The sequence below is a fragment of the Actinoplanes octamycinicus genome (assembly GCF_014205225.1).
Taxonomy (GTDB): Bacteria; Actinomycetota; Actinomycetes; order Mycobacteriales; family Micromonosporaceae; genus Actinoplanes; species Actinoplanes octamycinicus.
Genome location: NZ_JACHNB010000001.1, coordinates 8,159,875 through 8,182,589, shown reverse-complemented (window position 1 = coordinate 8,182,589; position 22,715 = coordinate 8,159,875). Strand labels below are relative to the sequence as shown.

25 protein-coding genes are annotated in these 22,715 nt (G+C 72.0%); 23 read left to right on the top strand and 2 right to left on the bottom strand.

The window, feature by feature from the left end:
• Positions 1 to 78 precede the first annotated feature (78 nt).
• From BJY16_RS37005 to BJY16_RS36990, 4 genes are all read left to right on the top strand, one after another.
• The gene (locus BJY16_RS37005; protein ID WP_185044199.1) at positions 79 to 450 is read left to right on the top strand and encodes a winged helix-turn-helix transcriptional regulator; all 372 of its coding nucleotides are present in this window, start codon (positions 79 to 81) and stop codon (positions 448 to 450) included.
• Positions 451 to 548: 98 nt separating this feature from the next.
• Positions 549 to 842, top strand: a complete 294-nt coding sequence (locus BJY16_RS37000; RefSeq protein WP_185044198.1) for a hypothetical protein — start codon at positions 549 to 551, stop codon at positions 840 to 842.
• Positions 843 to 897: 55 nt separating this feature from the next.
• Positions 898 to 1,518, top strand: coding sequence for an HAD family hydrolase (locus BJY16_RS36995; protein ID WP_239177313.1), 621 nt, complete (start codon positions 898 to 900; stop codon positions 1,516 to 1,518).
• Positions 1,519 to 1,649: 131 nt separating this feature from the next.
• Entirely contained in the window at positions 1,650 to 2,594 is a 945-nt protein-coding gene (locus tag BJY16_RS36990) for a ParB/RepB/Spo0J family partition protein (RefSeq protein ID WP_185044196.1), read from the top strand.
• 63 nt (positions 2,595 to 2,657) lie between these two features.
• Here the strand turns inward: BJY16_RS36990 and BJY16_RS36985 are convergent, their stop codons facing one another.
• Complete coding sequence (locus BJY16_RS36985) at positions 2,658 to 2,801, bottom strand: hypothetical protein (protein WP_185044195.1); 144 nt, start codon at positions 2,799 to 2,801, stop codon at positions 2,658 to 2,660.
• A 134-nt stretch (positions 2,802 to 2,935) separates the two neighbouring features.
• On the opposite strand from BJY16_RS36985, the gene BJY16_RS36980 reads away from it, so the two are divergent.
• The 19 genes from BJY16_RS36980 to BJY16_RS36890 all read left to right on the top strand — a co-directional run bounded on the left by BJY16_RS36980 (position 2,936) and on the right by BJY16_RS36890 (position 21,728).
• Complete coding sequence (locus BJY16_RS36980) at positions 2,936 to 4,009, top strand: glycosyltransferase family 2 protein (RefSeq protein ID WP_185044194.1); 1,074 nt, start codon at positions 2,936 to 2,938, stop codon at positions 4,007 to 4,009.
• Positions 4,010 to 4,044: 35 nt separating this feature from the next.
• Complete coding sequence (gene pgl / locus BJY16_RS36975) at positions 4,045 to 4,734, top strand: 6-phosphogluconolactonase (RefSeq protein WP_203759031.1); 690 nt, start codon at positions 4,045 to 4,047, stop codon at positions 4,732 to 4,734.
• The gene (locus BJY16_RS36970; protein ID WP_307835721.1) at positions 4,709 to 5,761 is read left to right on the top strand and encodes an ROK family protein; all 1,053 of its coding nucleotides are present in this window, start codon (positions 4,709 to 4,711) and stop codon (positions 5,759 to 5,761) included. The genes pgl and BJY16_RS36970 overlap by 26 nt, the downstream gene beginning before the upstream one ends.
• 9 nt (positions 5,762 to 5,770) lie before the next feature.
• Positions 5,771 to 6,898 (top strand): sedoheptulose 7-phosphate cyclase, encoded by a 1,128-nt coding sequence (locus BJY16_RS36965; RefSeq protein ID WP_185044192.1) that lies wholly within the window; start codon positions 5,771 to 5,773, stop codon positions 6,896 to 6,898.
• On the top strand, positions 6,898 to 7,959 hold the full coding sequence (locus BJY16_RS36960) for an MDR/zinc-dependent alcohol dehydrogenase-like family protein (RefSeq protein ID WP_185044191.1): 1,062 nt from the start codon (positions 6,898 to 6,900) through the stop codon (positions 7,957 to 7,959). The genes BJY16_RS36965 and BJY16_RS36960 overlap by 1 nt, the downstream gene beginning before the upstream one ends.
• Positions 7,956 to 9,014, top strand: coding sequence for an MDR/zinc-dependent alcohol dehydrogenase-like family protein (locus tag BJY16_RS36955; protein ID WP_185044190.1), 1,059 nt, complete (start codon positions 7,956 to 7,958; stop codon positions 9,012 to 9,014). Before BJY16_RS36960 ends, BJY16_RS36955 begins: the two co-directional genes overlap by 4 nt.
• Entirely contained in the window at positions 9,011 to 10,120 is a 1,110-nt protein-coding gene (locus BJY16_RS36950) for a DegT/DnrJ/EryC1/StrS family aminotransferase (protein ID WP_185044189.1), read from the top strand. Before BJY16_RS36955 ends, BJY16_RS36950 begins: the two co-directional genes overlap by 4 nt.
• Positions 10,117 to 10,773 carry a ribulose-phosphate 3-epimerase gene (locus BJY16_RS36945; protein WP_185044188.1) on the top strand — a complete coding sequence of 219 codons (657 nt, stop codon included), beginning with the start codon at positions 10,117 to 10,119 and terminating at the stop codon, positions 10,771 to 10,773. The genes BJY16_RS36950 and BJY16_RS36945 overlap by 4 nt, the downstream gene beginning before the upstream one ends.
• Entirely contained in the window at positions 10,770 to 11,447 is a 678-nt protein-coding gene (locus BJY16_RS36940) for an HAD-IA family hydrolase (protein ID WP_185044187.1), read from the top strand. The genes BJY16_RS36945 and BJY16_RS36940 overlap by 4 nt, the downstream gene beginning before the upstream one ends.
• Positions 11,431 to 12,642, top strand: coding sequence for a GNAT family N-acetyltransferase (locus BJY16_RS36935; RefSeq protein ID WP_185044186.1), 1,212 nt, complete (start codon positions 11,431 to 11,433; stop codon positions 12,640 to 12,642). The genes BJY16_RS36940 and BJY16_RS36935 overlap by 17 nt, the downstream gene beginning before the upstream one ends.
• 39 nt (positions 12,643 to 12,681) lie before the next feature.
• Entirely contained in the window at positions 12,682 to 13,638 is a 957-nt protein-coding gene (locus BJY16_RS36930; protein ID WP_185044185.1) for a GHMP family kinase ATP-binding protein, read from the top strand.
• A 3-nt stretch (positions 13,639 to 13,641) separates the two neighbouring features.
• Positions 13,642 to 14,127 (top strand): NUDIX hydrolase, encoded by a 486-nt coding sequence (locus BJY16_RS36925; RefSeq protein ID WP_185044184.1) that lies wholly within the window; start codon positions 13,642 to 13,644, stop codon positions 14,125 to 14,127.
• A 21-nt stretch (positions 14,128 to 14,148) separates the two neighbouring features.
• Complete coding sequence (locus BJY16_RS36920; protein WP_203759030.1) at positions 14,149 to 15,408, top strand: MFS transporter; 1,260 nt, start codon at positions 14,149 to 14,151, stop codon at positions 15,406 to 15,408.
• On the top strand, positions 15,395 to 16,438 hold the full coding sequence (locus tag BJY16_RS36915; RefSeq protein WP_185044183.1) for a phytanoyl-CoA dioxygenase family protein: 1,044 nt from the start codon (positions 15,395 to 15,397) through the stop codon (positions 16,436 to 16,438). Before BJY16_RS36920 ends, BJY16_RS36915 begins: the two co-directional genes overlap by 14 nt.
• Positions 16,439 to 16,443: 5 nt before the next feature.
• Positions 16,444 to 17,757, top strand: coding sequence for a DUF6271 family protein (locus BJY16_RS36910; protein WP_185044182.1), 1,314 nt, complete (start codon positions 16,444 to 16,446; stop codon positions 17,755 to 17,757).
• Positions 17,758 to 17,768: 11 nt separating this feature from the next.
• Positions 17,769 to 18,953 carry a type III PLP-dependent enzyme gene (locus tag BJY16_RS36905; RefSeq protein ID WP_221502079.1) on the top strand — a complete coding sequence of 395 codons (1,185 nt, stop codon included), beginning with the start codon at positions 17,769 to 17,771 and terminating at the stop codon, positions 18,951 to 18,953.
• A complete protein-coding gene (locus BJY16_RS36900; RefSeq protein ID WP_185044180.1) occupies positions 18,950 to 19,450 on the top strand; it encodes a GNAT family N-acetyltransferase in 501 nt (166 codons plus the stop codon). Before BJY16_RS36905 ends, BJY16_RS36900 begins: the two co-directional genes overlap by 4 nt.
• A gap of 6 nt (positions 19,451 to 19,456) precedes the next feature.
• The gene (locus tag BJY16_RS36895) at positions 19,457 to 20,647 is read left to right on the top strand and encodes an MFS transporter (protein WP_185044179.1); all 1,191 of its coding nucleotides are present in this window, start codon (positions 19,457 to 19,459) and stop codon (positions 20,645 to 20,647) included.
• Positions 20,648 to 21,248: 601 nt separating this feature from the next.
• The gene (locus BJY16_RS36890; protein WP_239177311.1) at positions 21,249 to 21,728 is read left to right on the top strand and encodes an alpha/beta hydrolase family protein; all 480 of its coding nucleotides are present in this window, start codon (positions 21,249 to 21,251) and stop codon (positions 21,726 to 21,728) included.
• A gap of 298 nt (positions 21,729 to 22,026) precedes the next feature.
• Here the strand turns inward: BJY16_RS36890 and BJY16_RS36885 are convergent, their stop codons facing one another.
• Positions 22,027 to 22,710 (bottom strand): TetR/AcrR family transcriptional regulator, encoded by a 684-nt coding sequence (locus BJY16_RS36885; protein ID WP_203759028.1) that lies wholly within the window; start codon positions 22,708 to 22,710, stop codon positions 22,027 to 22,029.
• Between the last annotated feature and the right edge of the window lie 5 nt (positions 22,711 to 22,715).

The window sequence follows — 22,715 nt, the reverse complement described above, 5'->3', positions numbered from 1 at the left end:
TTTCCCCAGTACAGTCGGGTCAGCAAGTAGCCACTATTTGGTGCGGTACTCACCTTTTCGTAAGTATGGAGGGGCCGGATGGCAGCCGGTGCGAGGCGGGGGCCGTACATCTGCGGCATCGACGCCGGGATGGACGTGGTGACCGGCAAGTGGAAGTCGCTGATCCTCTGGGAGCTACACAACTACGGCACCCGGCGTTTCGGTGAGCTGCGGCGGGGCCTGCCGGGGGTGAGCGAGAAGATGCTCGTGCAGCACCTGCGCGAGATGGAGGAGGATGGGCTGCTCGACCGGAAGGTCTACCCCGAGGTGCCGCCCCGGGTGGAGTACTCGCTGACACCGCACGGCATCTCCCTCAACGAGGCCCTTCGCGCACTCGGCTCCTGGGGTCAGCAACGGGTCAAGCGCCTCGCCGCCGAGGGCAGCCTTATCGAGGTTGCCCCTCCGGCCTAAGCGCACTTCGAGGCTGCCGGCAGCCACCGCGTACCGGTCGGACGGTCCGGCCGCCACTCGGGCAGTCGGTGCGCGGATAAGTAAGCCGAGAAGGGTGCGTGGCCGTGCAGGCGCGGCAGGCACCACGCCCGGGCGCCGGTGAGGCCGCGGGCGCTGGACAAAAGGCCATGGTCGTGGAATACGGCGAGTATCTGACGACCGCATGCGGACGCCTTTACCTCGCGGGCGAGCAGATCAAGGCAGCGGCGCGGGCCTACGCGGCGACCGACATGCAGGCCAAGGCCGAGTTCGACGCCGTCATGACGGACTGGGACGAGCCACCCGCTCCCCGTCAGGCGCGTGACTGGGCGGGAGACACCGACCGCAGCGGCTGGTGGCTTCGCGACAAATGACCGGCGGCGTGGGTAGTGTCCCGTCATGCGATCTTCTGGCTCTCGAGGCGCCTCTGTGGACGCTGTCGTCTTCGACATGGACGGCACTCTGATCGAGTCCACGACCGCTGTGAACGCGGCGTTCCGGGCCGCCGTGGCGGCCGGCGGTGGTCCGTGGTACTCCGACGCGGAGATCGTGGCCGCGTATCCGCTCGGCCCACCGCAACGGATTCTGGATCATCTGCTCGGCCGCCCGGCGACGCCTGATGATCTCGACCGGTACTACGCGCATCTCGGCACCGGCCGGGTCAGCGCCTACGACGGGATCGGCGAGACGCTCGCGGATCTGACACGGCGGTGCTCCCTAGGGGTCTTCACCGGCGCCAGCCAGCAGGCTGCACAGATCCTGCTCGGTGCGGCAGGCCTGCTGAAACACTTCTCGATCATCGTCGGCGGCGACCAGGTGGCGAACCCGAAACCCGCACCCGACGGCATCCTGCGTGCCTGCGAGCAGCTGGGCGTCGCGCCCGGCTCGGTCGCCTACGTCGGCGACTCCCCGCTGGACCTGCAGGCCGCGCGGCGCAGCGGTGCGGTGGCGGTCGCCGCGGCATGGGGTCACCTCTACGACGCTGAGCAGCCGGCCGACCGGACCGCGCACCGGCCCGCTGATCTGCGGACGCTCGTGACTGTGACGTGAACCACGGGTGGCAAAAACTCGTTAGGTAGGTTAACTAAAAGGGGATAGGGCACACCGGTGGCCGGTATCGGCCGCCGGTGTGCCGCGTGGTGACCACGCGGCGCGCGGGGGTCGACGGGGGACGGGGTGCCGTGGACGAGATCTCACCGACTCACTTCGCCGAGCTGAGTGCGGCACCTCCCGCCGGGGAGCCGGTGCTCGTCCCGGTCGCCGCGCTGTCGTCGGCGTGGACGCCGCGGGAGACCGCCCTGGACGAGGATCACGCCCGCCTGCTGGCGCAGTCGGAGACGCCGCTGCCGCCGATTCTCGTGCAGCGGTCCACCATGCGGGTGATCGACGGCGTGCATCGCGTGCACGCGGCTCGGCTCAAGGGTGCGGACCGGATCCGCGCCTTCCTGCTCGAAGACGACGACCGTGCGGCGTACCTGCGCAGTGTCGCCAGCAACGTCGTGCACGGCCTGCCGCTGACGCTCAGCGAGCGGCGCGCCGCCGCCGAACGCCTCCTCGCCTGGTTCCCGCACTGCTCCGACCGGTCGATCGGCAGGGCCGCCGGGGTGTCCGGCAAGACCGTCGCCGCTCTGCGCGAGCGGCGGGGCCTGCCCGCGCCGGCCGAGCGGCTGGGCCAGGACGGGCGGGTCCGCCCGGCCGCCGTCCCTGCCGACCGCGGACTCGTCGAGGAGCTGATCAGCCGGCATCCGGACGCGTCGTTGCGCGAGATCGCCCGCCGGGCCGGGGTGGCGCCCAACACGGTGCGCAAGGTGCGCCTGCGGATGACCGGTACGGACGGCGCCGGTAAGCGGCCGGCGCACGCCCAGGAGGCCAGGGAGCGGGCGGACGTCGCCGACGACGTGCTGCTGACCAACCTCAGTCGCGACCCGTCGCTGCGGTACACCGAGGTCGGCCGCACCCTGTTGCGGCTCCTGCACCAGCAACTCGCCACCTCGCTCGACGGGCAGGTGGTGGAGTCGCTGCCACCGCACTGCCTGCCGTTGCTGTCCCAGGCGGCCCGCAGTGTCGCGCTGCAGTGGGAGCAGTTCGCCCGGATCGCCGAGGGGCGCGCGAACACCGCTGGATAGGCGCTCCGCTGCCGTGCAACCGCGGAATCTCCGCAGTGCACACATTCCGTTGCGCCGTGAAAATCAGATTTTCTCGCCGCCGATCCGGCGATGCACGCCGTGCGATGCCGCAATGATGACCGGTGTGAATGCGGTGGGTAAAAATTTTTCGCGGCCGGATCGTGCACGCCCCCGCCGCAGTTCATCCTTTATGACCCGTGTCGTCATCCGGATGTCGTGCTAGCTTTCGGTTATGGCAACCGGGTGTACACAGTAGAAACAACGCGTCCTGATTCAGGGCCGAGCCACATTTATCCGGTTGCATTCGATGCCCCAATTCGAGTTAACGAAAGGAGTGCATCGTGCTATTGGGAATCGCCCGCACACTCGCCGGCTGCGTCGTCGCGGGCGCGGACCGGGCAGCGGAGGACTACTGCCCGCCCTACTGGCGATCCAGCGGGCCGTTGTTCCGGCAGGCGCTGGACTTGACCACCGAGCTGGCGACCGGCCGTGACTTCCTCGCTCGGCCCCTCGCGTCGGTGACCCGGGGACAGCAACCCGCCGCCGGCTATCGGCACCTGGTCGCGGCGCTCACCCGGTACGAGCGGACGCACAGGTGGAGTCGCGGCTGCGAAGACCTGGTCACCTCGATCGAAGCGTCCGTACGGATGCTGTATTTCGAGGGCATCCCGGCATCCCTGCCCGCGCCGGGCGGCGCCGCCGGGACGGCTGACGGGCTGCCGGCGCTGCATGTCGTCATTCCCTTCCGCGCCCCGCGGGGGAGTTTGCGGGAGCGCAATCTGCGGGCGTGCCTGGGCGCGCTCAAGGCGCAGGCGACGCCGTCCGCAGGTGTCCACGTGACCCTGGTGGAGAGCGACGACCAGCCCCGGCACTCGTGGGCGCGGACCTGGGTGGACGACTACGCGTTTCAGTGCCAGACCGGGCCGTTCAACAAGTCGTCGTCGGTCAACTTCGGGGCGGCGCGGGCGGCCTCGGGCCGCGACGTGATCTGTCAGCTGGACGCCGACATGATCGTCGACCCGGGTTTCGTCGCCAGGGTGCGCGCGCAGGCCGCGGTCTCGCCCGCCTTCCTGCCCTACGAGGACGTCCACTGTCTCGATCCGCTGACGTCTGCGCAGGTCGTGGCCAGGCCCACGGCGCCACCGCGGTCGGTCGCCGGCTACCTACTGCGCCGCCCGCCGGGTGGCTGTGTGGTTGTGGCGGGCGAGCTGTTCCGGGCGGTGGACGGCTTCGACACCTCGTTCTCCGGGTGGGGCGGCGAGGACCGGGACTTCGTCACCCGCCTGTCGACGCTCGTCCCGGTGACCAGGTTGGAAACCACCATGACCCATCTCAACCATGAGCGGCCGTCGATGGCCAAGGCGGCTCGATTCGCCACCGAAGACCGGGTGGCGGTGACTCAGGAGGTCGACTAGAAGTGCCCGAACTCGCGGAACGAAATGGCTGCCTGGTGCAGCCCGTCACGACCACCGCCAGCCTGGCCGACCAGGTCAGGGACCGGGTGGTCGAGCACCTCGACCAGGTGCTCACCCGCAAGCGATCCTGTACCGTCGCGCTGACCGGGGGCAGCACCCCGGCCGCCGCCTACCGCTCGCTGAGCGAGGCCGGTCTGCCGTGGCATCGGATCCACGTGCTGCAGACCGATGACCACCTGGTCCCGGACAGCGACACCGGCCCGTCCTGGGACGTCATTCAGCGCAACCTGCTCGACCGGTGCGATCCACCGAGCGCCAACCGGCATCCGATGCCGGTGCGCGGCGGACCGGATCTCGCCGCGGCGGTGCGCGGCTACGACGCGCGGATCCGCCGGCTGCTCCAGGGCGGCGGCCCGGACGTCGTCATCCTCGGCCTCGGCGAGGACGGGCACACCGCCTCGATCTTCGACGGCGACCTGAGCGCCCTGGCGGTGGACCGCATGGTGGTGACGACCGCCCCGTACCGCGGTGTCCGGCGGATGACGCTCACCCAGCGCGTGCTCGCCCACGCGGATCTGCGACTGGTGCTTGCCTGCGGGGCGGCCAAGGCCGGCGCGGTGGCCGAGCTGCTCGGCGGGGCCTCGCCGCGGACCGCTGCGGCGTCCGCGGTCCTGGGCGACGGCGGGATCCTGCTCACCGATGTGGCGACCGGCCGGGCAGCGTGAGATGAGCCCGACGCTCTGCCTGGACCTCGGCGGTACCTGGTTCCGCGCCGGGACCGCCGACCGAACCGGCCGGCTGCGGCTGCTGCACAGGTCGCCGGCCATCTCCGTCCGCAATCACCATGAACCGGTGGCGACGCTGCAGCGACGCCTGGTCGACTACATCGTCACCACCACGCGAGAGGCGGACCTGCCGGACGGCGCCGGCGTCGGGATATCCCTTGGTGCGGCGCTCAACGGCCGGACCGGCGAAGTGCTCGGCAGCGCCCCGCTGTGGGGCCCCGGCCGGTACCCGTTCGACCTGACCGCCAGGCTGCGGCAGCGGTTGCCGGACATCCGCTTCCACCTGCTCAACGACGTCACCGCGCTGGCCCACGCGGTCCGGGCGGCGCATCCGGCGCCCGGCGTCTCGTCGCGGGCCGCGGCGGTGACCGTCAGCAGCGGCATCGCCTGCCGCACCATCGAGCTGGGAACGGGCCGGATCCCGCTGGACCCGGTGCACGGGCTGCAGGGCGAGATCGGGCACCTGCCGGTCGACGTCCGGTGGCGCGGCAAGGTCCGGGAGAACCGCTGCGACTGTGGGGCACTCAACCATCTGAGCGCGTTCTCCTCCGGCCGCGGCTTCGAATCGTTGCTGGCCACCCTGCCCGAGGCCACGGCGTTCCGGGAGCGGCCCGGTTCGCCGGGACCGGCCGTGCGGGCGTTCACCGAGCGGGTTCGCCAGGGCGACCGGCACGCGGCGGAACTGCTCGACCTGTTCACCCTCCCGCTCGCCAAAGTGCTGCTGTGCCACGCCACGCTCGATCCCGAGGTGGAGGCGACATTCCTTTTCGGCGGCGTCGTGGAAGGGCTCGGCCACCACTATCGCGAAAGCCTCATCCGCAACCTGGAAGAACTAGGACTCTATGGCATCACCGATCGCGATAAGAATCATTTCCGGAACCGGATATTCCTCGGCGACGACGACGGCCTGGCGGCATTGCGAGGCATTGACGCGTACCTGCGGAACAGTCTCGACGACAACCATTGAGGAGAAGCAATGACAGGCTGGACCGTACGCTGCCAGCAGGACGTCACCTACCGCATCAGCGGATCCGCGGACGTTTTCGCCCCGGGAAACGACGCCCTCGCCGAGGCGGCCGGCATACGCGCCGGGACGACCTCGCTGCTGGTCCTCGACCGCACGGTGGACGCCCTGTACGGCAAGCGGATCGACAGCTATTTCGCTGGGCGTGGGGCGCGCAGCGTGAAGTACACCCTGGACCCCGGTGAGCGGGTGAAGACCGCCGACTCGCTGCTCGACATCGCCCGCGCCGCCGACCAGGCCGGGATCAAACGACGCTCGGAACCGATCATCGCGATCGGCGGTGGCGTGGTGACCGATCTCGCCGGTCTGGTGGCTAGCCTGTACCGACGCGGCACCCCGTTCGTGCGGGTGCCGACGACACTGATCGGGCTGGTCGACGCGGCGATCGGGGCGAAGACGGCGATCAACCACAACGGCCACAAGAATCGGCTGGGCACCTACTTCCCGGCCAGCCACACGTTGCTGGATCCGGTGTTCCTGCGCACCCTGCCGGCCCGGCACGTCCGCAACGGGATCGCCGAGATCGTGAAGATCGCGGTGATGAAGGACGCCGGCCTGTTCGCGCTGGTGGAGGCGGACTGCGCCGATCTGGTCGACGCCCGGGTCGCGACCACGCACGGCCAGGAGATCATCGAGCGCAGCGTGACCGCGATGCTCGGCGAGCTCGAGACCAACCTGTGGGAACATGAGCTCAAGCGGGTGGCCGACTTCGGGCACACCTTCAGCCCGCACCTGGAGATGTGTGCCGGCGCCGACTTGCTGCACGGCGAGGCGGTCGCGGTCGACATGGCGCTCTGCTGCGCCGTCGCCCACGCCCGCGGGCTGCTCGACGACGAGTCGCTGCGCCGCATCCTCACCCTGCTGCAGCGGATCGGACTGCCCACCGAGCACCGGGCCTGCACCAGCGCGATGCTTGCCGGGGCGCTTGCGGACACCGTCCGGCACCGCGACGGCCACCAGCACCTTCCCCTGCCGACCGGGATCGGCAGCGCCACCTTCGTCGAGGACGTGACCTCCGCCGAGATCAGCGCCGCGCTGGCCACGGTCCGGCGGCTCCAGCCGGTGGCGGCGAGCCGGTGATGAGCGGCGGCGACCTGCGCATCCTGCGAGCCGGCATCTGCGGCACCGACCTGCAGATCCACCGCCGGGTCCGGGCCGACCGGGCCCGGATCCTGGGCCACGAGGGCGTGGCGGAGCAGGCCGGGCCCGGTGATCACGGGCGCCGGTTCCTGGTCTTCAACCCAGTCGACCCGGACGATCAGGACAGCATCCTCGGGCACAGCTACGACGGCATCTTCCAGCGCCGATTCGAGCCCGGCGCCGGGCGTACGCCACGGACCGTGCCTGTCGACCCACGGCTCCCGGCGGATCTCGCGCCGCTGGTCGAGCCGCTGGGGACGGCGCTCTACGGATGGGAGCTCGTCGCGGCGGCCACCCGGCCGCACCGGGTGGCGATCTGGGGCGGCGGCACCTCGGCGCTGCTGGTCGCGATGGTGGCCGAGCTGCACGGGTGCGCGGTGGAGCTGATCCACAGGCGTACCGAACGCCTGGGGTTCATCGAGGAACTCGGTGTGCTGGGCAGCGCCCGGTACCGGCTCCCGGACGCCGCGCCGCCGGCGGACCGGTGCGACGCCGCCTTCCTCTGCCTGCCCCGGGAAGGTGCAGCGGCCGGGCTCGCTGAAGCTGTCGTCCAGGTGCGGCCCGGCGGCCGGATCGACCTGTTCGGCGGATTCGGGCCGGGCGACAGCCATCCGGCGACCGGCGACCTGGACCTCGGCCTGGTCCGGCGGGGCAACGTCTGCGGCGACCCGGTGGAGCCGGCCGCGACGCAGGTCCGCACCCCGAGCGGCAAGACCCTGTCGGTGACCGGGCACCGCGGCACCGCGGAGCGGCACCTGACCCGGGCCGCGGAGCTGTTGCTGCGGCATCCGGACCGGTTCGGGCGCCTGATCACCCACGTCGTCTCGCTGGAACACGCGCCGACCTACCTGTCCGCGATGGCGTCCGGAGTCGGCACGCCGGACAGCCCGCGCGAATACATCAAGGTGGTGATCGACATGACCGTGGGAGCGGTATCCGCCAGGAAACCGGATCTCGGCACGGCCCTCGGTGATCTCCCGGCGACGGGAGGGGTGCGATGAACGGCGTCGCCTACCGGCGTATCGACCACCGGGACGGAGATCCGTACCTGACCGAGGCGCGCACCGGCCGGCTCACCGACCAGCCGGCCCGCGTCGTGATCGCCCCGCTGGCCGTCGGCGTCTGCCGGTCCGACCTGCGGGAGCTGACCGGCACGCGGCACCTGCGCCGCGACTTCGGCCACGAGATCGTCGCCGAGGTTCGGCACTCGACACTGCCCGGCGTGCTCGACGCGGGGCAGCGGGTCGTCCTCGACCCGCACCCGGTCGTCCACCGGACCTCCGGGTTCGCCGATCTCGTCGAGATCGAGGGGACGGCCGCGAACGTGACGGCGGCGCTGCGGCCGGTCCCGGCCGGACAGGATCCGATGATCGCCCTGTTCACCGAGCCGCTGGCCTGCGCCGCGCATTGCGTCGCCCGGCTGGACGCGGTCACCGCCGGCGCCGCCGGGTCGCCGGTGGCGATCGTCGGCGCCGGAATCGCCGGCACCCTGATGGCCGGGATCCTGCGCGCCCGAGGGGTGGACGTCCACCTGTTCAACCGCGGCGCGCCACGACTGCGGTTCCTGCGCGAGCGCGACGTCCTTCCCGGCGTCGGGCTGCACCCGACCGGCCGCCCGGGACCGGCGCGATTCGGCAGGGTCGTGCTGGCCACCGCGGCCGCGGCCGAGCCCGCCCTGGAGCTCGCCGCCGACCTGCTCACCCCGGACGGACTACTGCTGATCTATGCGGGCACCGAGCCGGGCGACCGGTTCCGCGGCCTCGACCTCGACGACCTGCGCCGCCGCGAGCAGCTGCGGACGGCGGGCGCCGGCCGGCGGCGGATCCGGATCGCCGGTTCGCACGGCGCCACGACCGCGGACTTCGCGACGGCCACCGGACTGCTCCGCGACGCGGGCACCGGCCCGGCGCTGCGGTCCGCGCTGCACCGGCTGATCGACGTCCGAGCCGCCCTGCAGGACGGCCCGGCGCTGCTGCGCGACATGGCCGGGCGCCCCTACGCCGGCAAGGCGGTGCTGACGCCCGGACCCACCGACACGAACGGAGCAACCCCATGAAGATCTCCAAATACCACTACGCCGCCCAGTTCCCCCGGCTGCCGCAGGTCGTCCAAATGATCGGTGACCTCCTGGTCCGCGGCGACTACGTGCTCGGCCAGCACGTGGAGGAGTTCGAGCACGCCTTTGCCGAGTACGTCGGTGTCGAGCAGGCAGTCGGCCTCAACTCCGGCACCGACGCCCTGGTACTGGCCCTGCGCGCGCTCGGCATCGGACCCGGCGACGAGGTGATCACCGTCGCCAACACCTTCCACGCCACCGCGCTGGCGATCACCACGGTCGGCGCCCGGCCGGTGCTCGTCGACTGCACCGCCGACGACTACCTGATGGACCTGGACCAGGTGGCGACCGCGGTCACCAGCCGGACCAGGGCGATCATCGCGGTCCACCTGTTCGGCAAGGCGCTCGACATGACCGCGCTGACCGCCGTCGCCGAGCGCCACGGGCTGGCCGTGGTGGAGGACTGCGCCCAGGCCGTCGGTGCACGCTGGCAGGGCAGGCAGGTCGGCTCCTGGGGCGACATCGGCTGCTTCAGCTTCCACCCGTCGAAGAACCTGGCGGCGGCGGGCGACGGCGGCGCGGTCACCACCGACCGAGCCGACCTGAGCGCCGCCATCCGGACGCTGCGCGGCCTCGGGCAGGCCGGTCAGAACGACCACGTCGTGCTCGGCTGCAACTCCAAACTCGACGCGATCCAGGCCCTCGTGCTCAGCCACAAGCTGCCGGAGCTGGAGGGCTGGAACGCCGGCCGGCGCGCGGTGGCCGACCGGTACCGCCAGGCGCTGACCGGCGTCGCTCAGGTGCCCGCGTCCGCCGGGCCGGAACACGTCTTCCACCTTTACCAGATCGGTGTCGACCGGCGGGACGAGGTGCTCGCCGACCTGGTCGGCGCCGGCATCGACGCCGTGGTGCGCTACCCGGTGCCGATCCACCGGCAACCCGCGTTCGCGGAGCTGGGGCTGGCCGGCGACTTCCCGCACGCCGACCGGCAGGCGACCGGCACGCTCTGCCTGCCGGTCCGGCCGGACCTGACCATCGCGGAGACCGACTACATCACCGACCAGGTGATCGCGGCGGTCACCGGGCGGACGGGGGCCTCCCGATGATCGAGATCCTGCCCGCACTGCTCGGCGCCGACCCGCTGGCGCTCGGCGACGCGACCGACAGCCTCACCGGCGCGCCCGTGCGCTACCTGCACCTCGACGTGATGGACGGCCGGTTCGTCACCGACATCAGTTTCGGCGTACGGACGGTGGCCGCCCTGCGCCGGCGCACCGACCTGCCGCTCGACGTGCACCTGCAGGTCGCCCACCCGGAGGATCAGCTGGACGCGCTGGTCAAGGCCGGGGTGGACCTGGTCACCGTGCACGTGGAGGCCACCGCCCACATCGCCCGGGTGGTGCGCCGACTGCAGCAGGAGGGCGTCGATGCGGGCCTGGCGATCAACCCGGGCACCCCGCTGGCCGCCGTCGAGGAACTGCTCGGTCAGATCACCCAGGTGACCGTGATGACCAGCAACCCCGGCACCAGCGACTTCCTCGGCTGGACCCTCGACAAGATCCGCCGGCTGCGGGCGCTGCTGACCCGGCACGAGCTCACCGGCGTGCACATCGCCGCCGACGGCGGAGTCACCGAGGCGCGCGCCAAGGCGCTGTACGAGGCCGGCGCGGACCGGCTGATCGCCGGCTCCGCCGTCTTCCAGGCGCCCGGCGGATCCGCCGACGGCGTGGCACGCCTGCGGAAGGCGGCGCTCGCATGATCGACGTGCTGGCCCGCGGCGTGCTGTTCGACCTCGACGGTGTCCTGGTCGACAGCTCCGCGGCGATCCGGGAAGCGTGGTGGGAGTGGGCCGGCGGCAAGGGACTCGATCCCGCCGCCACGTTCGCCGCCGGCCACGGCCGCCAGACGATCGACCACATCCGGGCGGTGGCGCCGCACCTGGCGTGCCCCGAGGAGGAACGCCGCATCGACGAGCTGGAGGAGAGCCACGCCTCCGCCGTCAAGGGGCAACCCGGGGCCGGTGCGCTGCTGGCCGCGCTCGATGGGACGCCCTGGGGGATCGTGACGTCCTGCTCGGCGGCGGCGGCCCGGACCCGGCTCGACCGGGCCGGCATCCCGGTGCCGGGCATCCTGGTGCACGCCGGTGACGTACGCCGTGGCAAGCCACACCCGGACGGCTACCTGCGCGGCGCCGAGCTGCTCGGCATCGACCCGGTGGACCTCGTGGTCGTCGAGGACGCGCCGTCGGGCATCGAGGCCGCCGCCGCGGCCGGCATGCGCGTCGTCGCGGTCTGCACCACCCATGAGCCGGATCGGCTCAGCGACGCGGACTGGCGCGTCGCGGACCTGACTGGGGTGCGCGCCGCCACCGGCACCGGCGACCCGGCCCGGCTCACCATCGGCCTGGAGGTGCTCGATGCCGCGCAGCGGTGAGGTCTCCGAGAGCTACCTGCGGTTCGCGACCGCCGCGATGCGCCTGCACTACGGGATCACGATGAGCCCGGCCACCATGGCGGCGAAGGCGGAGCTCGCCCGGCCGGACGGCTTCCTGACCATCGAGGAACCGCACCTGGTCGCGGCGGCGGCGGTCTTCCCGTTCGAAATGACGGTGGCTCCCGGTGTGACCCTGCCGGTCAGCGGGATCGGTGACATCGCGGTGTCCCCGAACCACCGGCGGCGCGGCTCGCTGGGCGCGCTGATGCGCGAGCACCTGGACTCCGCGAGCGCGCACGGCGACGCGCTCAGCGTGCTGACGGCAAGCGAGGCGGCCATCTATGGCAGGTACGGGTACGCCCCGGTGACCGAGGCGGTGAGCTGGTCCACGAGCACCGGCGGGCTCCAGCTGACCGGCCAGGCGGCGGACGGCACGGTGGAGGTGCTCGACGACCCGGGGGACGGCACCGCCGTACCGGAGGCGTTCGCCGCCTATCAGCGGCGGACGCCCGGCGAACTCGGCCGCGGCCCGCGCTGGTGGACGACGCGCTGGCGGGACCCGGCGGCGGTGGGCGCGCCGCCGGACGGTTTCGTGGCCCTGCACCGCGACGCCGATGGCCGCCCGACCGGGTACGCCACCTGGTCGCGGGGCGGGGCGTGGACGGCGTACGGCGGCCCGGCCCCGGTCGAGGTGGACGAGTTCGTGGCAGCGGACCCCGGCGCGGCGCGGAACCTGCTGGCCTTCTTCGGCTCGCTCGACCTGTGCCGGGAGGTCGTCCTCCGGAACCGGCCGGTGCTCGATCCGCTGCGCCGGCACTTCGCCGACATCCGGCGCATGCGGATGGTCGACCGGGTCGACAAGCTGTGGGCCCGGGTGCTCGACGTGCCACGCGTCGTGCGGGCCTGCATGGGCCGGCTCGACCGGCCGGTCACCATCGCCGTGCACGACCCGGGCAAGACCACTGACGGGTGTTACACCCTCGCACCGGACGGCGATCGGGTCCGGTGCGAGCCCACCGGCCATCGGCCGGACCTGACGATCGACGTGGCCGACCTGACCGCCTGCCTGCTCGGCGCGGTCTCCGCCGCCGAGCTGGCCGGAGCCGGCCGCCTCGCCGGCGACCGCGACGCGTTGTCGGCGGTCGCCCGGGCCCTGGCCGCTCAGGTGCCGCCGCACTGTTCCACAGGCTTCTGACGCCGCCGACCCGCTTCCCTCGTGAAAGGAATCCGACCCTTGACCGTCTCCACGAACACCCGTGCCTGCCTGGCCGGCGAGGATCTCGACTGGCTGGGCCACCGTTCGGTATGCGTGGCAGTCGACCTGCCGACCCGGATCCGCCTGTGCCACGACGACGTCGCCGAGGACCGCGGCGTCTCACGGACGGCGAACGCCGTGTGGCGGTTCCTGCGGCAGCGCGGCGATCGGGTGCCGGTCCGTCGGCCGAGCGTCACGGTGGACGCCGAGGCGCCGCTGGCGAGCGGGCTCTCCTCGTCCTCCTCGCTGATCATCGGGCTGATCCGGGCGTTCACCGCGCACCTCGGTCTGCCGATCAGCGACGAGACCCTGCTGTCCTGGTCGTTCGACTTCGAGTACGCGATCTGTCACGGCGGCGGCATGGACCAGACCGCCATCATCCGCGGCGACGCCGTGCTGACCGGTGGCCGGGACGGCACGCCGCCGCTGCTGCTCGGGCACGCGCCCTTCCCGGCCGAGTGGCGGCTGATCGTGGTCGACTCGGCCCTGCCGAAGTCCACGGTGGGTCACCTCGCCGAGGCACGCCGCCGGCACGCCGCGGGCGACAGCGGTCTCGCGCGGTACGTCGACCGCGCGGACCACGCCGCCGCGGCGGCCTGGTCGGCCATCCTGGCCGAGGACCTCCCGGCGCTGGTGTCCGAGGTGGACCGGGCACACGAGGCGATGCGGGACGTGGGGATGTCGCACCCGGTCCTGGAGAGCCTGCGCGATCTCGCGCGCCGGGAGGCCGGGCTCAGCCTGAAGATCACCGGCGCCGGTGGCGGCGGCGCCATGGTCGGGGTGTGCCACGCCAGCCAGGCGACAGCCGCCGCGACCCGGATCCGGGCCGCCCTCGCCGCCCGATACCCGCGGGCCGGCGTCCTGATCGCCCGGGCGGCGCCGGGCATGCCGCTGGCGTCCGCGGAAGCCGCCCCCGAACCGGCCGCGGCGGGATGAGCGATGCCCACTCCCGACTTCATTCTCGAACTGCGCAAGAGCATCGGTACGGCGCCGCTGTGGCTGTCCGGCGTCACCGCGGTGGTGCTGCACGAGGGACACGTCCTGCTGAACCGCCGCTCCGACACCGGCCGGTGGGCGTTGCTGCACGGCATCCTCGAGCCCGGTGAGCAACCGGGTGTGGCCGTCGTCCGGGAGGTGCTCGAGGAGACCGGCGTGACGGTCGCCGTCGAACGGCTCGCCAGCGTCCTCTCGCTGCCACCCACCGTCTGCGCCAACGGTGACCAGGTCCAGTTCCTCGACCTGAGCTTCGTCTGCCGGATGGTCGGCGGGCAGGCCCGGGTGAACGACGACGAGTCGCTCGCCGTCGCCTGGTTCCCGCTCGACAAGCTGCCGCCGATCACCGAGACCGATGCGTTCCTGCTCGACACCGCATTGCAGCCGCGCGAGAAGCCGTGGTTCCTGACCGATCTGGCCGATGACACGTGACCCGGTACGGAGGTGACACACATGATGGCGTGGTCCCGCGCGACGGTCCTGCCCGTCATGCCCAGTCGCGGTTTCCGGCGGCTGATGGTGTCGGTGCTCATCGACACCGCGGGGGCGGGCCTGTTCCTCCCGCTGAGCCTGCTCTTCCTCGTTGAGGCCCGGTCGATCCCGCCGGCGGTGGCCGGGACGGCGATCACCCTGGGCTCGCTGGCGTCATTCCTGATGATCCCGGCCGGGGCCCGGCTCATCCAGCGGTACGGTCCGCGTAACTGTCTGGTCGCCAGCAACCTGCTGACCGCCGCCGGCTACGGCCTGTACTTCGTCGCCGACGGGTTCGGGGCCGTGCTCGGCGCCGCGCTGCTGGTGATGAGCGCGGACCGGCTGTACGGGGCCGCCTGGCCCACCGCGCTGGCCCGGGCCACCGACGGCGCGGACCTGACCCGGTGGTTCTCCTTCGTCAACTTCCTCAAGACCACCTGTCTGGGCCTGGGCGCGGTGGCCGCCACCGGTCTGCTGGCGCTGGCCGGCCGGTCCGGTCTGTCGGTGGCGCTCGCCGCCAACGCGGTCAGCTCGGTGGTGGCGGCCCTGGTGCTGATCAGCGCCGAGATCCCGGCCCCGGTGATGGACGAGCGGACCTCGGACCGGCCCCGGGCCTCGGTCCGGTCGGCGATCCGCGATCACCCGTTCCGGGCGCTGGTGCTGTCCCAGACCCTGCTCTCCTTCGCCTGGCTGATTCCGACCGTCGCCTTCCCGATCTACCTGGTCACCGTGCTCGGCCTGCCGGCCTACTGGCCCACGCTCGTGGTGGCCGCCCGCTACGCGGGCATCTCGGTGCTCCAGATGCCGCTGAGCCGGCTGACCGTGCGGCTGACCCGGTCGCGGATCATGGCCGCCGCCATCGCCCTGGCCGGGTGCGCGGTGGCGCTGACCGCGGCGATCTCGATCCTGCCGGCCGCTTGGGCCGGTGGCACGGCGGTGCTGGTCGCCGCGCTGCTCGCCGTCGCCGAGCTGACCTCCAAGCCCAGCGCCGCGGCCGCCGCCGTCCAGCTGGCGCCGTCCGGCGATGAGGGACCGTACATGGCCGTCTTCCAGCTCACCTGGACGGTGTCGTACGCGGTGGGCCCGGCGATCATCGGCGCCGGCCTGGACCACCCCCTGCTGCTCTGGACCGGCATCGGCATCGCGGTGCTGGGCAGCGGGCTCACCCATCGCTACGGCGGCCGGCGCCGGACGCGGAACGAATCCCACCACCTCTCCGGGAGCCATTGTGTCGCTGACTGACGGATACCTGCACCGAGCCGCCTCGGACCGGCCCTACTTCAGCCGGGACGGGGAGACCTACCTGGCCGAGACTCCACTGCGCGACGTACCGAAGAAGCAGAAGTTGCGGGTGCTGTCCGAGGCGGACTACGCGTTCTGGCAGACCTACGGCTACGTCGTCGTGCCCGAGGCTGTCCCCGCGGCACACGCGCGCCGGCTGCTCGATTTCGCCTGGCGATTCCAGGGCCTCGACCCGGACCGCCCGCAGACCTGGTACCCGGACCGGGAGTTCTCCTCGGAACTCGAGCGCGACCTGTACATCTACGGTTTCGTCGAGGCCTACCAGCACCAGCTGATCTGGGACAGCCGCCAGGCCCCGCGGGTCTACGACGCCTTCGTCGACGTGTGGGACTGCGAGGAGCTGTGGGTGACGCTCGACCGGCTCAACCTGAACCCGCCGAACGTCGGCAACCGGGACCGGGCGCTGATCCCGGCGACCGGCCGCGGGTTCGACATCGACCTGCACTGGGACGTCGACACGACCAAGCCAGTCATGCCGCAGCGGGTGCAGGGCCTGATCGCCCTGCACGACACCCGGCCCGAGCTGGGCGGTTTCCAGTGCTCGCCGGAACTGTTCCGCCGGTTCGAGCAGTGGCGCGCCGGTCAGCCGCTGGACCGCGACCCGGTCCGGCCGGACCTGGACCGGGCGGACCACCCGGTGATCCAGCCCGACCTCAAGGCAGGTGACCTGCTCATCTGGAACGGTCAGGTGGCACACGGCGTGCTGCCCAACCGATCCGCGGACCGGGTACGCGCGGTGCAGTACCTGTCGATGATGCCGGCCCTGCCCACCCACCAGGAGCTGGTCCGCTCCCGGATCCGCTCGTGGCATGACCTGAGCACCCCGGAATGGAACCCCACCCTGATCGGCGACCCGATCCGGCACGAGTCGCTGCGGTACGGCCGGGCCGAGCTCACCGAACTCGGTGAACGACTGCTCGGACTCACCCCGTGGCCGACCCCGGCCCGGTCCGCGGGACGAGGGCGGTGACCGGCGTGCGCAAGATTTGCCTGGCCCTGCCCACCCATCGCGCCTGCGGTCCCGCCATCCAAGCCGTCGCGGCCGAGGCCGTCCATGCCGCCCGCACGTTCGGTGTGCACGTCACGATGCTCGTCCTCGACTCGTCGGACGCGGCAACCCGTGCCGCGCACGCCGCGGTGATCGCCACCCGGCCGGCGCACCCCTCGGTCGAGATCCTGCACCTGGACGAGCCGCGGCAGCATCGGTTCCTGGCGGCGACGAGTCGGACGGCGGGCGTACCGAAACCCGACCTGATCGACACGCTGATGCTGCCCGGCGCGGTCTCCTACGGCGCCTGCACCAACCGGGCGTTTCTGATCGCGGCCGCCCTCGGCTGCGAGTCGGTGCACCGGCGCGACTCCGACTTCGCCTACCAGCGGTCCGCTGGCGAGCCGGTCCATCCGATCGATCAGGAACTACGGTGCCTGGGCCGGCCGGCGCGCGAGGTGGCCGGCGCGGTGACCGAAGCCCCGCTGGACCCGGCACACCACGACAAGCCAGTGGTGCTGGCCGGCGGCTCCTTCATCGGCGACCTCTCGGTCGACATCGACGACATCAGGCGCCGGGACCCGCGGGCCTACTACGACATCGTCAGCCTGTGGGCGCCCGAGAACACCCCGGAGCCGCGATTGCGGCGGCTGGTCGCGGAGTCGTTCACCGGCGCCGGAACCCGTTCGTTCGACCGGGACCGGACCCGGCTCGACCTGGTGGACCCGATGCGGGTGGACATGTGCAACATCAGCTTCCATCGGATCCACGAGCAGATGCCCCTGCCACCGATGACCGAGGCGATCGGCAGCGACTACTTCCTGTTCCACCTCGTCCGGCACGCCCAGTTACCGGGTGTGCTGCACAACCGGGACATCGTCAACTTCCACACGCCCGACCGCAAGGCGATGCCCGCCTTCCTCGCCTATCACATGCGGCTGGCCAAGTTCTTCCTTTCGATGCGCTACCTGCACGTGATCTACCGGGAGCTGGAGCGGGCCGGCGACACGCTGCTCGACGAGCGGCACCAGCTGCGGGCCGCGCCGGTCGTCGACCTGGTCCGCGCCGCGGTATGGCTCGACCACACCCCGAACGTGCGCCGGCTGGACCGGCTCGACACCGCCTACCGCGGCCTCGGCGGCCGGTACACCGCCGCCGCCGCCGCGCTCGCCGCCCGCCGGGCCACGCTGCTCGCCGAGGTGGCCCAGGACTTCGAGGACTTCGCGCTGCTGATCGAGGCATGGCCGGCCCTCGTCCAGGCCAGCCGGGAGGCCGCGCCCGACCTGCTCGGGGGATGCTGATGAGGGACTCCATGACGTTGCGCACCGCACTCGCCGGGGCGACCGAGGACCAGCTGCTGCTCGACCTGGCCGGGATCGAGAACCGCTATCACGCGTTGACGCGCGAGCTGCCCGGGCTGCGGGTCCGCTTCGCGGTCAAGGCCTGCCCGGCCGACGAGGTGCTCGCCGTGCTGGCCGCGAACGGCGCCGGGTTCGATGCGGCGAGCCCCGGCGAGATCGGCCAGGCACTGCGCACCGGGGTGGGTCCGGACCGGATCCACTACGGCAACACCATCAAGTCGGATCACGACATCGCCGCCGCGTACCGGCTCGGCATCCGCGACTTCGCCACCGACACAGTGGCCGACGTGCGCGCCATCGCGGCGCACGCGCCCGGGTCACGGGTGTTCTGCCGGCTGGCCACCAGCGGCGCGGGCGCGCTGTGGGGGCTGAGCGACAAATTCGGGTGCACGACCGGCGAGGCGGTCACCGCCCTGTGCGCGGCCGCCGACCATGGGCTGGTCCCGGCCGGGCTGTCGCTGCACGTCGGCTCCCAGCAGACCGGCACCCGCGCCTGGCGAGCGGCGTTCGCCACCCTCACCACGACGATCCGCGCGCTTGACCGCCGCGGCATCCACCTCGACCACGTCAACCTCGGCGGTGGCCTGCCGGCCGAGGGTTATCTGGACCGGCGCGGGCGGCCCCGGGTGGCGCACACCGGCGCCATGCTGGCGGCGATCACGGCCGGGATGCGGCGGCTGCGCGAGATTGCGCCCGCCCCGCTGGAGCTGGTCATGGAACCCGGCCGGCACCTGGTCGCCGACCATGGCGCGATCCGGGCGCACGTGGTCCGGCTGACCAGCCGGCGGCACCGCGACGGCAGCCGGCGGCAATGGCTTTTCCTGAGCTGCGGCCGATTCAATGGCCTGTACGAGACGGACCAGCTGCGCTACCGGCTGGAGTTCCCGGACCACGGCGGCGAGCGGCTGACCCCCGCGGTGATCGCCGGACCGACCTGCGACAGCGACGATGTCCTCGCGGTAGATCACCCGGTGCCCAGTGGGCTGCGATCCGGCGATCCGGTCTGGATCTTCTCCACCGGCGCCTACTCGCTCAGCTACGCGACCCGGGGCTTCAACGGCTTCGACGCGCTGCCGCACCGGGCGCTCGGCGATGACCTCGCGCCGGCCGGGCGGGAGAGGATGCCGACGGCATGACACCCATCGTCAGGCAGATCGCCGAGGCCGACTGGGCGGGCATCGTGGAGCTGGAGCGGCAGGCGTACCGAAAACTGGGGCTATCGGAGAATCCGGCAGTGCTGCGATCGCGGGCCGCGACCTCGCCGGCCACCTCGATGGTCGCCGAGATCGGCGGTGAGCTGGCCGGATATCTGATCGCGCTGCCCTACCCGCCGGGCGGCTGCCCGGATCTCATCCACCCCGAGACGGCCGCGCACGAGTCGGCCAACCTGCACCTGCACGACCTGGTGACCGATACCCGGTGGCGCGGCCGGGGGCTGGGCGGGCTGCTGCTCGATCGCCTGGTGCGGCGTGGCCGGGACCGCGCGTGCACGGAGATCTCCCTGGTGGCGGTGGGGCAGAGCCGCCGGTTCTGGCAGAACCGGGGCTTCGTCGCCCGGCCGGGCGTGCCGCTCGCACCCGGTTACCGCGCGCCGGCCACCTACATGACCCGCCACCTGGACAGGGAGGGCTGAACCGGGATGTCTTTCGTCAGTGATCCGTTCCACCGATCGCGGATCGCGATCGGCGCGCTTTTCTGCTTTCTCGGTTTTCAGTACGGCACCTGGGTGTCGCGAGTCCCCGAGCTGCGCGACCGCCTGAGCCTGGACGAGCAGCGGGTCGGCTTGCTGCTGCTGGCGCCCGGAGCCGGTGCGGCCGTCTCGTTCGCCGCCGTCGCCTGGCTGATCCGGCGGCTGGGCTCCGATCGCCTGGCCCGCCTTGCGGCGGTGGCCCTGCTCGCCGTGCTGGCCGCGTTGCCCGCGGCCGGGACGTTCCCGGTCGCCGTGGCGATCCTGCTCGCCGACGGGGTCGCCGTCGCCTGCCTGAACGTGGCCATGAACGCCCAGGCGGCCGCGCTGGAGACCCGCTATGACAGAACGGCGATGGCCGGGCTGCACGCGGTCTTCAGCGGGGGAGTGCTCGCCGCCGCGCTGGTCGCTGCGGCGGTGACCACGCTGAGCCGGGCCCTGCCGGTGCACTTTCTGCTCGCCGGTCTGATCCTGCTGCTGTTGCTGGCCGCCGCGCGGACCGGCCTGCTCCCCGCGGAGGCTCAGGCGGTACGGCCCGCCACCGGCGACCGGGAACGCCGGCGCTGGCTCGTCCCCTCCCTGCTGACCCTGACGCTGAGCGCGGCGATGGTGCTCGGCGAGCTGACCGAGGGTGCCATGAACGACTGGTCGGCGCTCTACCTGCGCGACGTGGTGCACACCGCCCCGCAGCTGGCGCCGCTCGGGGTCGCCGTGGTGTCCGCGGTGATGCTGGTCGCCAGGGTGTTCGCCGACCGGTGGCGGCGGCGGTGGGGCGACAAGCGGGTGGTGCTGGCCGGTGCCGTGGTGGCCGCCGGTGGACTCGGCGCCGCGTTGGTGCTCGGTGGCCTGATCACCGCGCTGGCCGGGTTCGCCTGCGTCGGGCTCGGCATGGCGGCCGTGACACCGTGCCTCTACGTCGCCGCGGCCCGGGCCGGCTCGCGAACGCTCAGCCTGGTGGCGTCGGCGGGAACCGCCGGTCTGCTGGCCGGGCCGCCGGTGATCGGTTTCGTCGCGCACCGGGCCGGGCTGGTCTGGGGGATGGGAGTGGTCGTGCTGGCCACGCTGATGCTGGCCGCCGTGCTGGCGCCGATCCGCTGGCCGGCAGAGGAACGCGCCGAGGCCGAACCCGAGCCGGCCCGGTGACGCCGTCCCGCTGGGTCCCGGCTCGGTGGGGCACAGCAGCACGACGCCGACTGCGACCGGCTCGGCCGGCAACCCGGTAGGCGTTGCCGCCTCGAATCGATCACCGCGAACGTCGCGGCGCGGAAGCCGGGATCGCCGGCGTATGAGGAGAGCGACAGCTGGGAACCGGCCAGGCCTGTAAACCTCGAATACCTCCGCGCCAGCTCTGGTGCTGGCGATACAGGGACGCATTCCATCCTTGACATACTGCGCGTAGTCGCCTCGGAGGATTCCGATAGCTTCGGCACGCTGCGGCTGTTGAGGCCCCAAGAGGTGTCGGCGTTACTGGGCATGAAGGCTCCGACGCGGGAGCAGTTCGAGGCGGCCTACAGAGATCCCCGCAAGGGCCTCGCTGGATATGGGCCAGCCTGGAGCGGCTCCCGCGCTCGTTGCCATCTGGGGGCGGTCGGGGGATTAGATCGACGCCGATCCTGTGAGGTGGCCGGCGACACGGGGTCCGGACCCATCGAATCTACCGAGAGAGACGGGTTGACTTTGCCTACGAGCCAATCAGCGGCAGTTCGGGCTACGGACGCGAGTTCCGCCGTGGCCTCTACGGGCGATGGGGACGGCGGACGTGGAGGACTGCGCCGCTGTAGCCGAGTATCTAATCGCATCAGGGCGTACTGGGGCCGGGCAAGTGTTCATCACCGGTGCCAGCGCCGGCGGGTACACCGCTCTGCAGGCTGTGTCGCGGCGATCGGTCTTCTCAGGCGCTGTGGCGCGCTCGGCAATCATCGATCCGCACCGGTGGCAACGGGCCGCGCCGCGCTGGCAACGACCGCATGCCGCTGAACTGACCGGTCCAGCGGGCGCCGTGCGAGCCGACTGGATCGAGCGGCCGGTGTTGCTGATCCACGGGAGTGACGACCACGTCGCTCCGCTGAGCGAGGTGAGCCAACTCGCTGACGCTTTGGAGGCTCGTGGTGCTGCGCACCGACTACTTGTCGTCAGCGCTCGCCACTCGCTGTCAGCTCAGCAGGCCGCAGCGGAGGTGCTGGAGGCCGAGCTCGAGTTCTACCTTGAACACCTTGCGGGCTGATCTGCCGTACGCGAGTCAGATAGCGGCCCGGCTTCGTCCGCGAGTTTGGGCGCCAGATGTTCACGACTTTTGGCACCACTCTGCCGGCACCGATCGCGGCAATATTCGTGAGAACCGGCACCACTTGCGGGTCTTGCCCGGCGGGCGGCACCGACGGTTCCTTAGGAGCCGGCTCACGCTGCGTGCAAGCGATCATGAAGCCACGCGGCGCGCGGGTGCGCGGGTCCGATGTGCGGATATCCGGTAACGGGTTGGACAGGTCTGCGGTGCGTGCCTCGGTGAGCTGCTGTGTCCTATGTCAAACGTGATCCGTTGGAGAGCCGAGCACGCCGGCCAGGGCGCCGGCGAGCACGGTGGCGAAAGGCTCCGACGGCTGTGGCTTGCTCGGGGTGGCGGCGACCAGGGCGGCGATGTGCGGGTGGTGCCCCGATGCGGCGGCGTGGCGGAGGTATGCGCTATGGCGTGCGGCGCTGGTGGCGGCCGTCTCGCTCTGGACGAACAGCGCGGTCACGCCGCTGAGGAGGGCGAACGCTTCGAGTTTGCGGGCCGGCTCGGCGGGATGGTCGTCGAGGATTTCGAGAACGTGCTCGAGCAAATCGGTCCCGTGTGGTCCCAGCGCCGGTCGGCCGATGACTAGGGCGGGCAGCCATCGGTGCCGGCGCATGATGTCGCGGGCCTGCCGGGCGAGGGCGAGCAGGTCGGTCTGCCAGTCGCCGCTGGGCGCGACCAACTGGTACTCGGTGGCCGTGCTGTCGATCATCAGGTCGAGCAGGTCGTCGCGGGTGGCGACGTACCGGTACAGCGACGCCGCCCCGGTGCCGAGTAGACCGGCGACGCGCCGCATCGAAACGGCTTCCAGGCCCTCTTGGTCCGCCAGCCGTACCGCGGCCGCGGTGATCTCGGCGCGGCTGCGTTCGGCCGGTCTGCCGCCCGCGGCGCGTTCCCGGCGTAGCCAGATCACCGGTTCCTGGTGCCCGGTCACGTGCC

Excerpts from the sequence above, each read along its gene's own strand:
- BJY16_RS37005 (WP_185044199.1), top strand. The coding sequence starts at position 79 with ATGGCAGCCGGTGCGAGGCGGGGGCCGTACATCTGCGGCATCGACGCC.
- BJY16_RS36985 (WP_185044195.1), bottom strand. The coding sequence starts at position 2,801 with ATGACGACACGGGTCATAAAGGATGAACTGCGGCGGGGGCGTGCACGA.
- BJY16_RS36970 (WP_307835721.1), top strand. The coding sequence starts at position 4,709 with ATGTGGCGACCGGCCGGGCAGCGTGAGATGAGCCCGACGCTCTGCCTG.
- BJY16_RS36965 (WP_185044192.1), top strand. The coding sequence starts at position 5,771 with ATGACAGGCTGGACCGTACGCTGCCAGCAGGACGTCACCTACCGCATC.
- BJY16_RS36960 (WP_185044191.1), top strand. The coding sequence starts at position 6,898 with ATGAGCGGCGGCGACCTGCGCATCCTGCGAGCCGGCATCTGCGGCACC.
- BJY16_RS36955 (WP_185044190.1), top strand. The coding sequence starts at position 7,956 with ATGAACGGCGTCGCCTACCGGCGTATCGACCACCGGGACGGAGATCCG.
- BJY16_RS36950 (WP_185044189.1), top strand. The coding sequence starts at position 9,011 with ATGAAGATCTCCAAATACCACTACGCCGCCCAGTTCCCCCGGCTGCCG.
- BJY16_RS36945 (WP_185044188.1), top strand. The coding sequence starts at position 10,117 with ATGATCGAGATCCTGCCCGCACTGCTCGGCGCCGACCCGCTGGCGCTC.
- BJY16_RS36940 (WP_185044187.1), top strand. The coding sequence starts at position 10,770 with ATGATCGACGTGCTGGCCCGCGGCGTGCTGTTCGACCTCGACGGTGTC.
- BJY16_RS36935 (WP_185044186.1), top strand. The coding sequence starts at position 11,431 with ATGCCGCGCAGCGGTGAGGTCTCCGAGAGCTACCTGCGGTTCGCGACC.
- BJY16_RS36925 (WP_185044184.1), top strand. The coding sequence starts at position 13,642 with ATGCCCACTCCCGACTTCATTCTCGAACTGCGCAAGAGCATCGGTACG.
- BJY16_RS36920 (WP_203759030.1), top strand. The coding sequence starts at position 14,149 with ATGATGGCGTGGTCCCGCGCGACGGTCCTGCCCGTCATGCCCAGTCGC.
- BJY16_RS36905 (WP_221502079.1), top strand. The coding sequence starts at position 17,769 with ATGACGTTGCGCACCGCACTCGCCGGGGCGACCGAGGACCAGCTGCTG.
- BJY16_RS36900 (WP_185044180.1), top strand. The coding sequence starts at position 18,950 with ATGACACCCATCGTCAGGCAGATCGCCGAGGCCGACTGGGCGGGCATC.
- BJY16_RS36895 (WP_185044179.1), top strand. The coding sequence starts at position 19,457 with ATGTCTTTCGTCAGTGATCCGTTCCACCGATCGCGGATCGCGATCGGC.
- BJY16_RS36890 (WP_239177311.1), top strand. The coding sequence starts at position 21,249 with ATGGGGACGGCGGACGTGGAGGACTGCGCCGCTGTAGCCGAGTATCTA.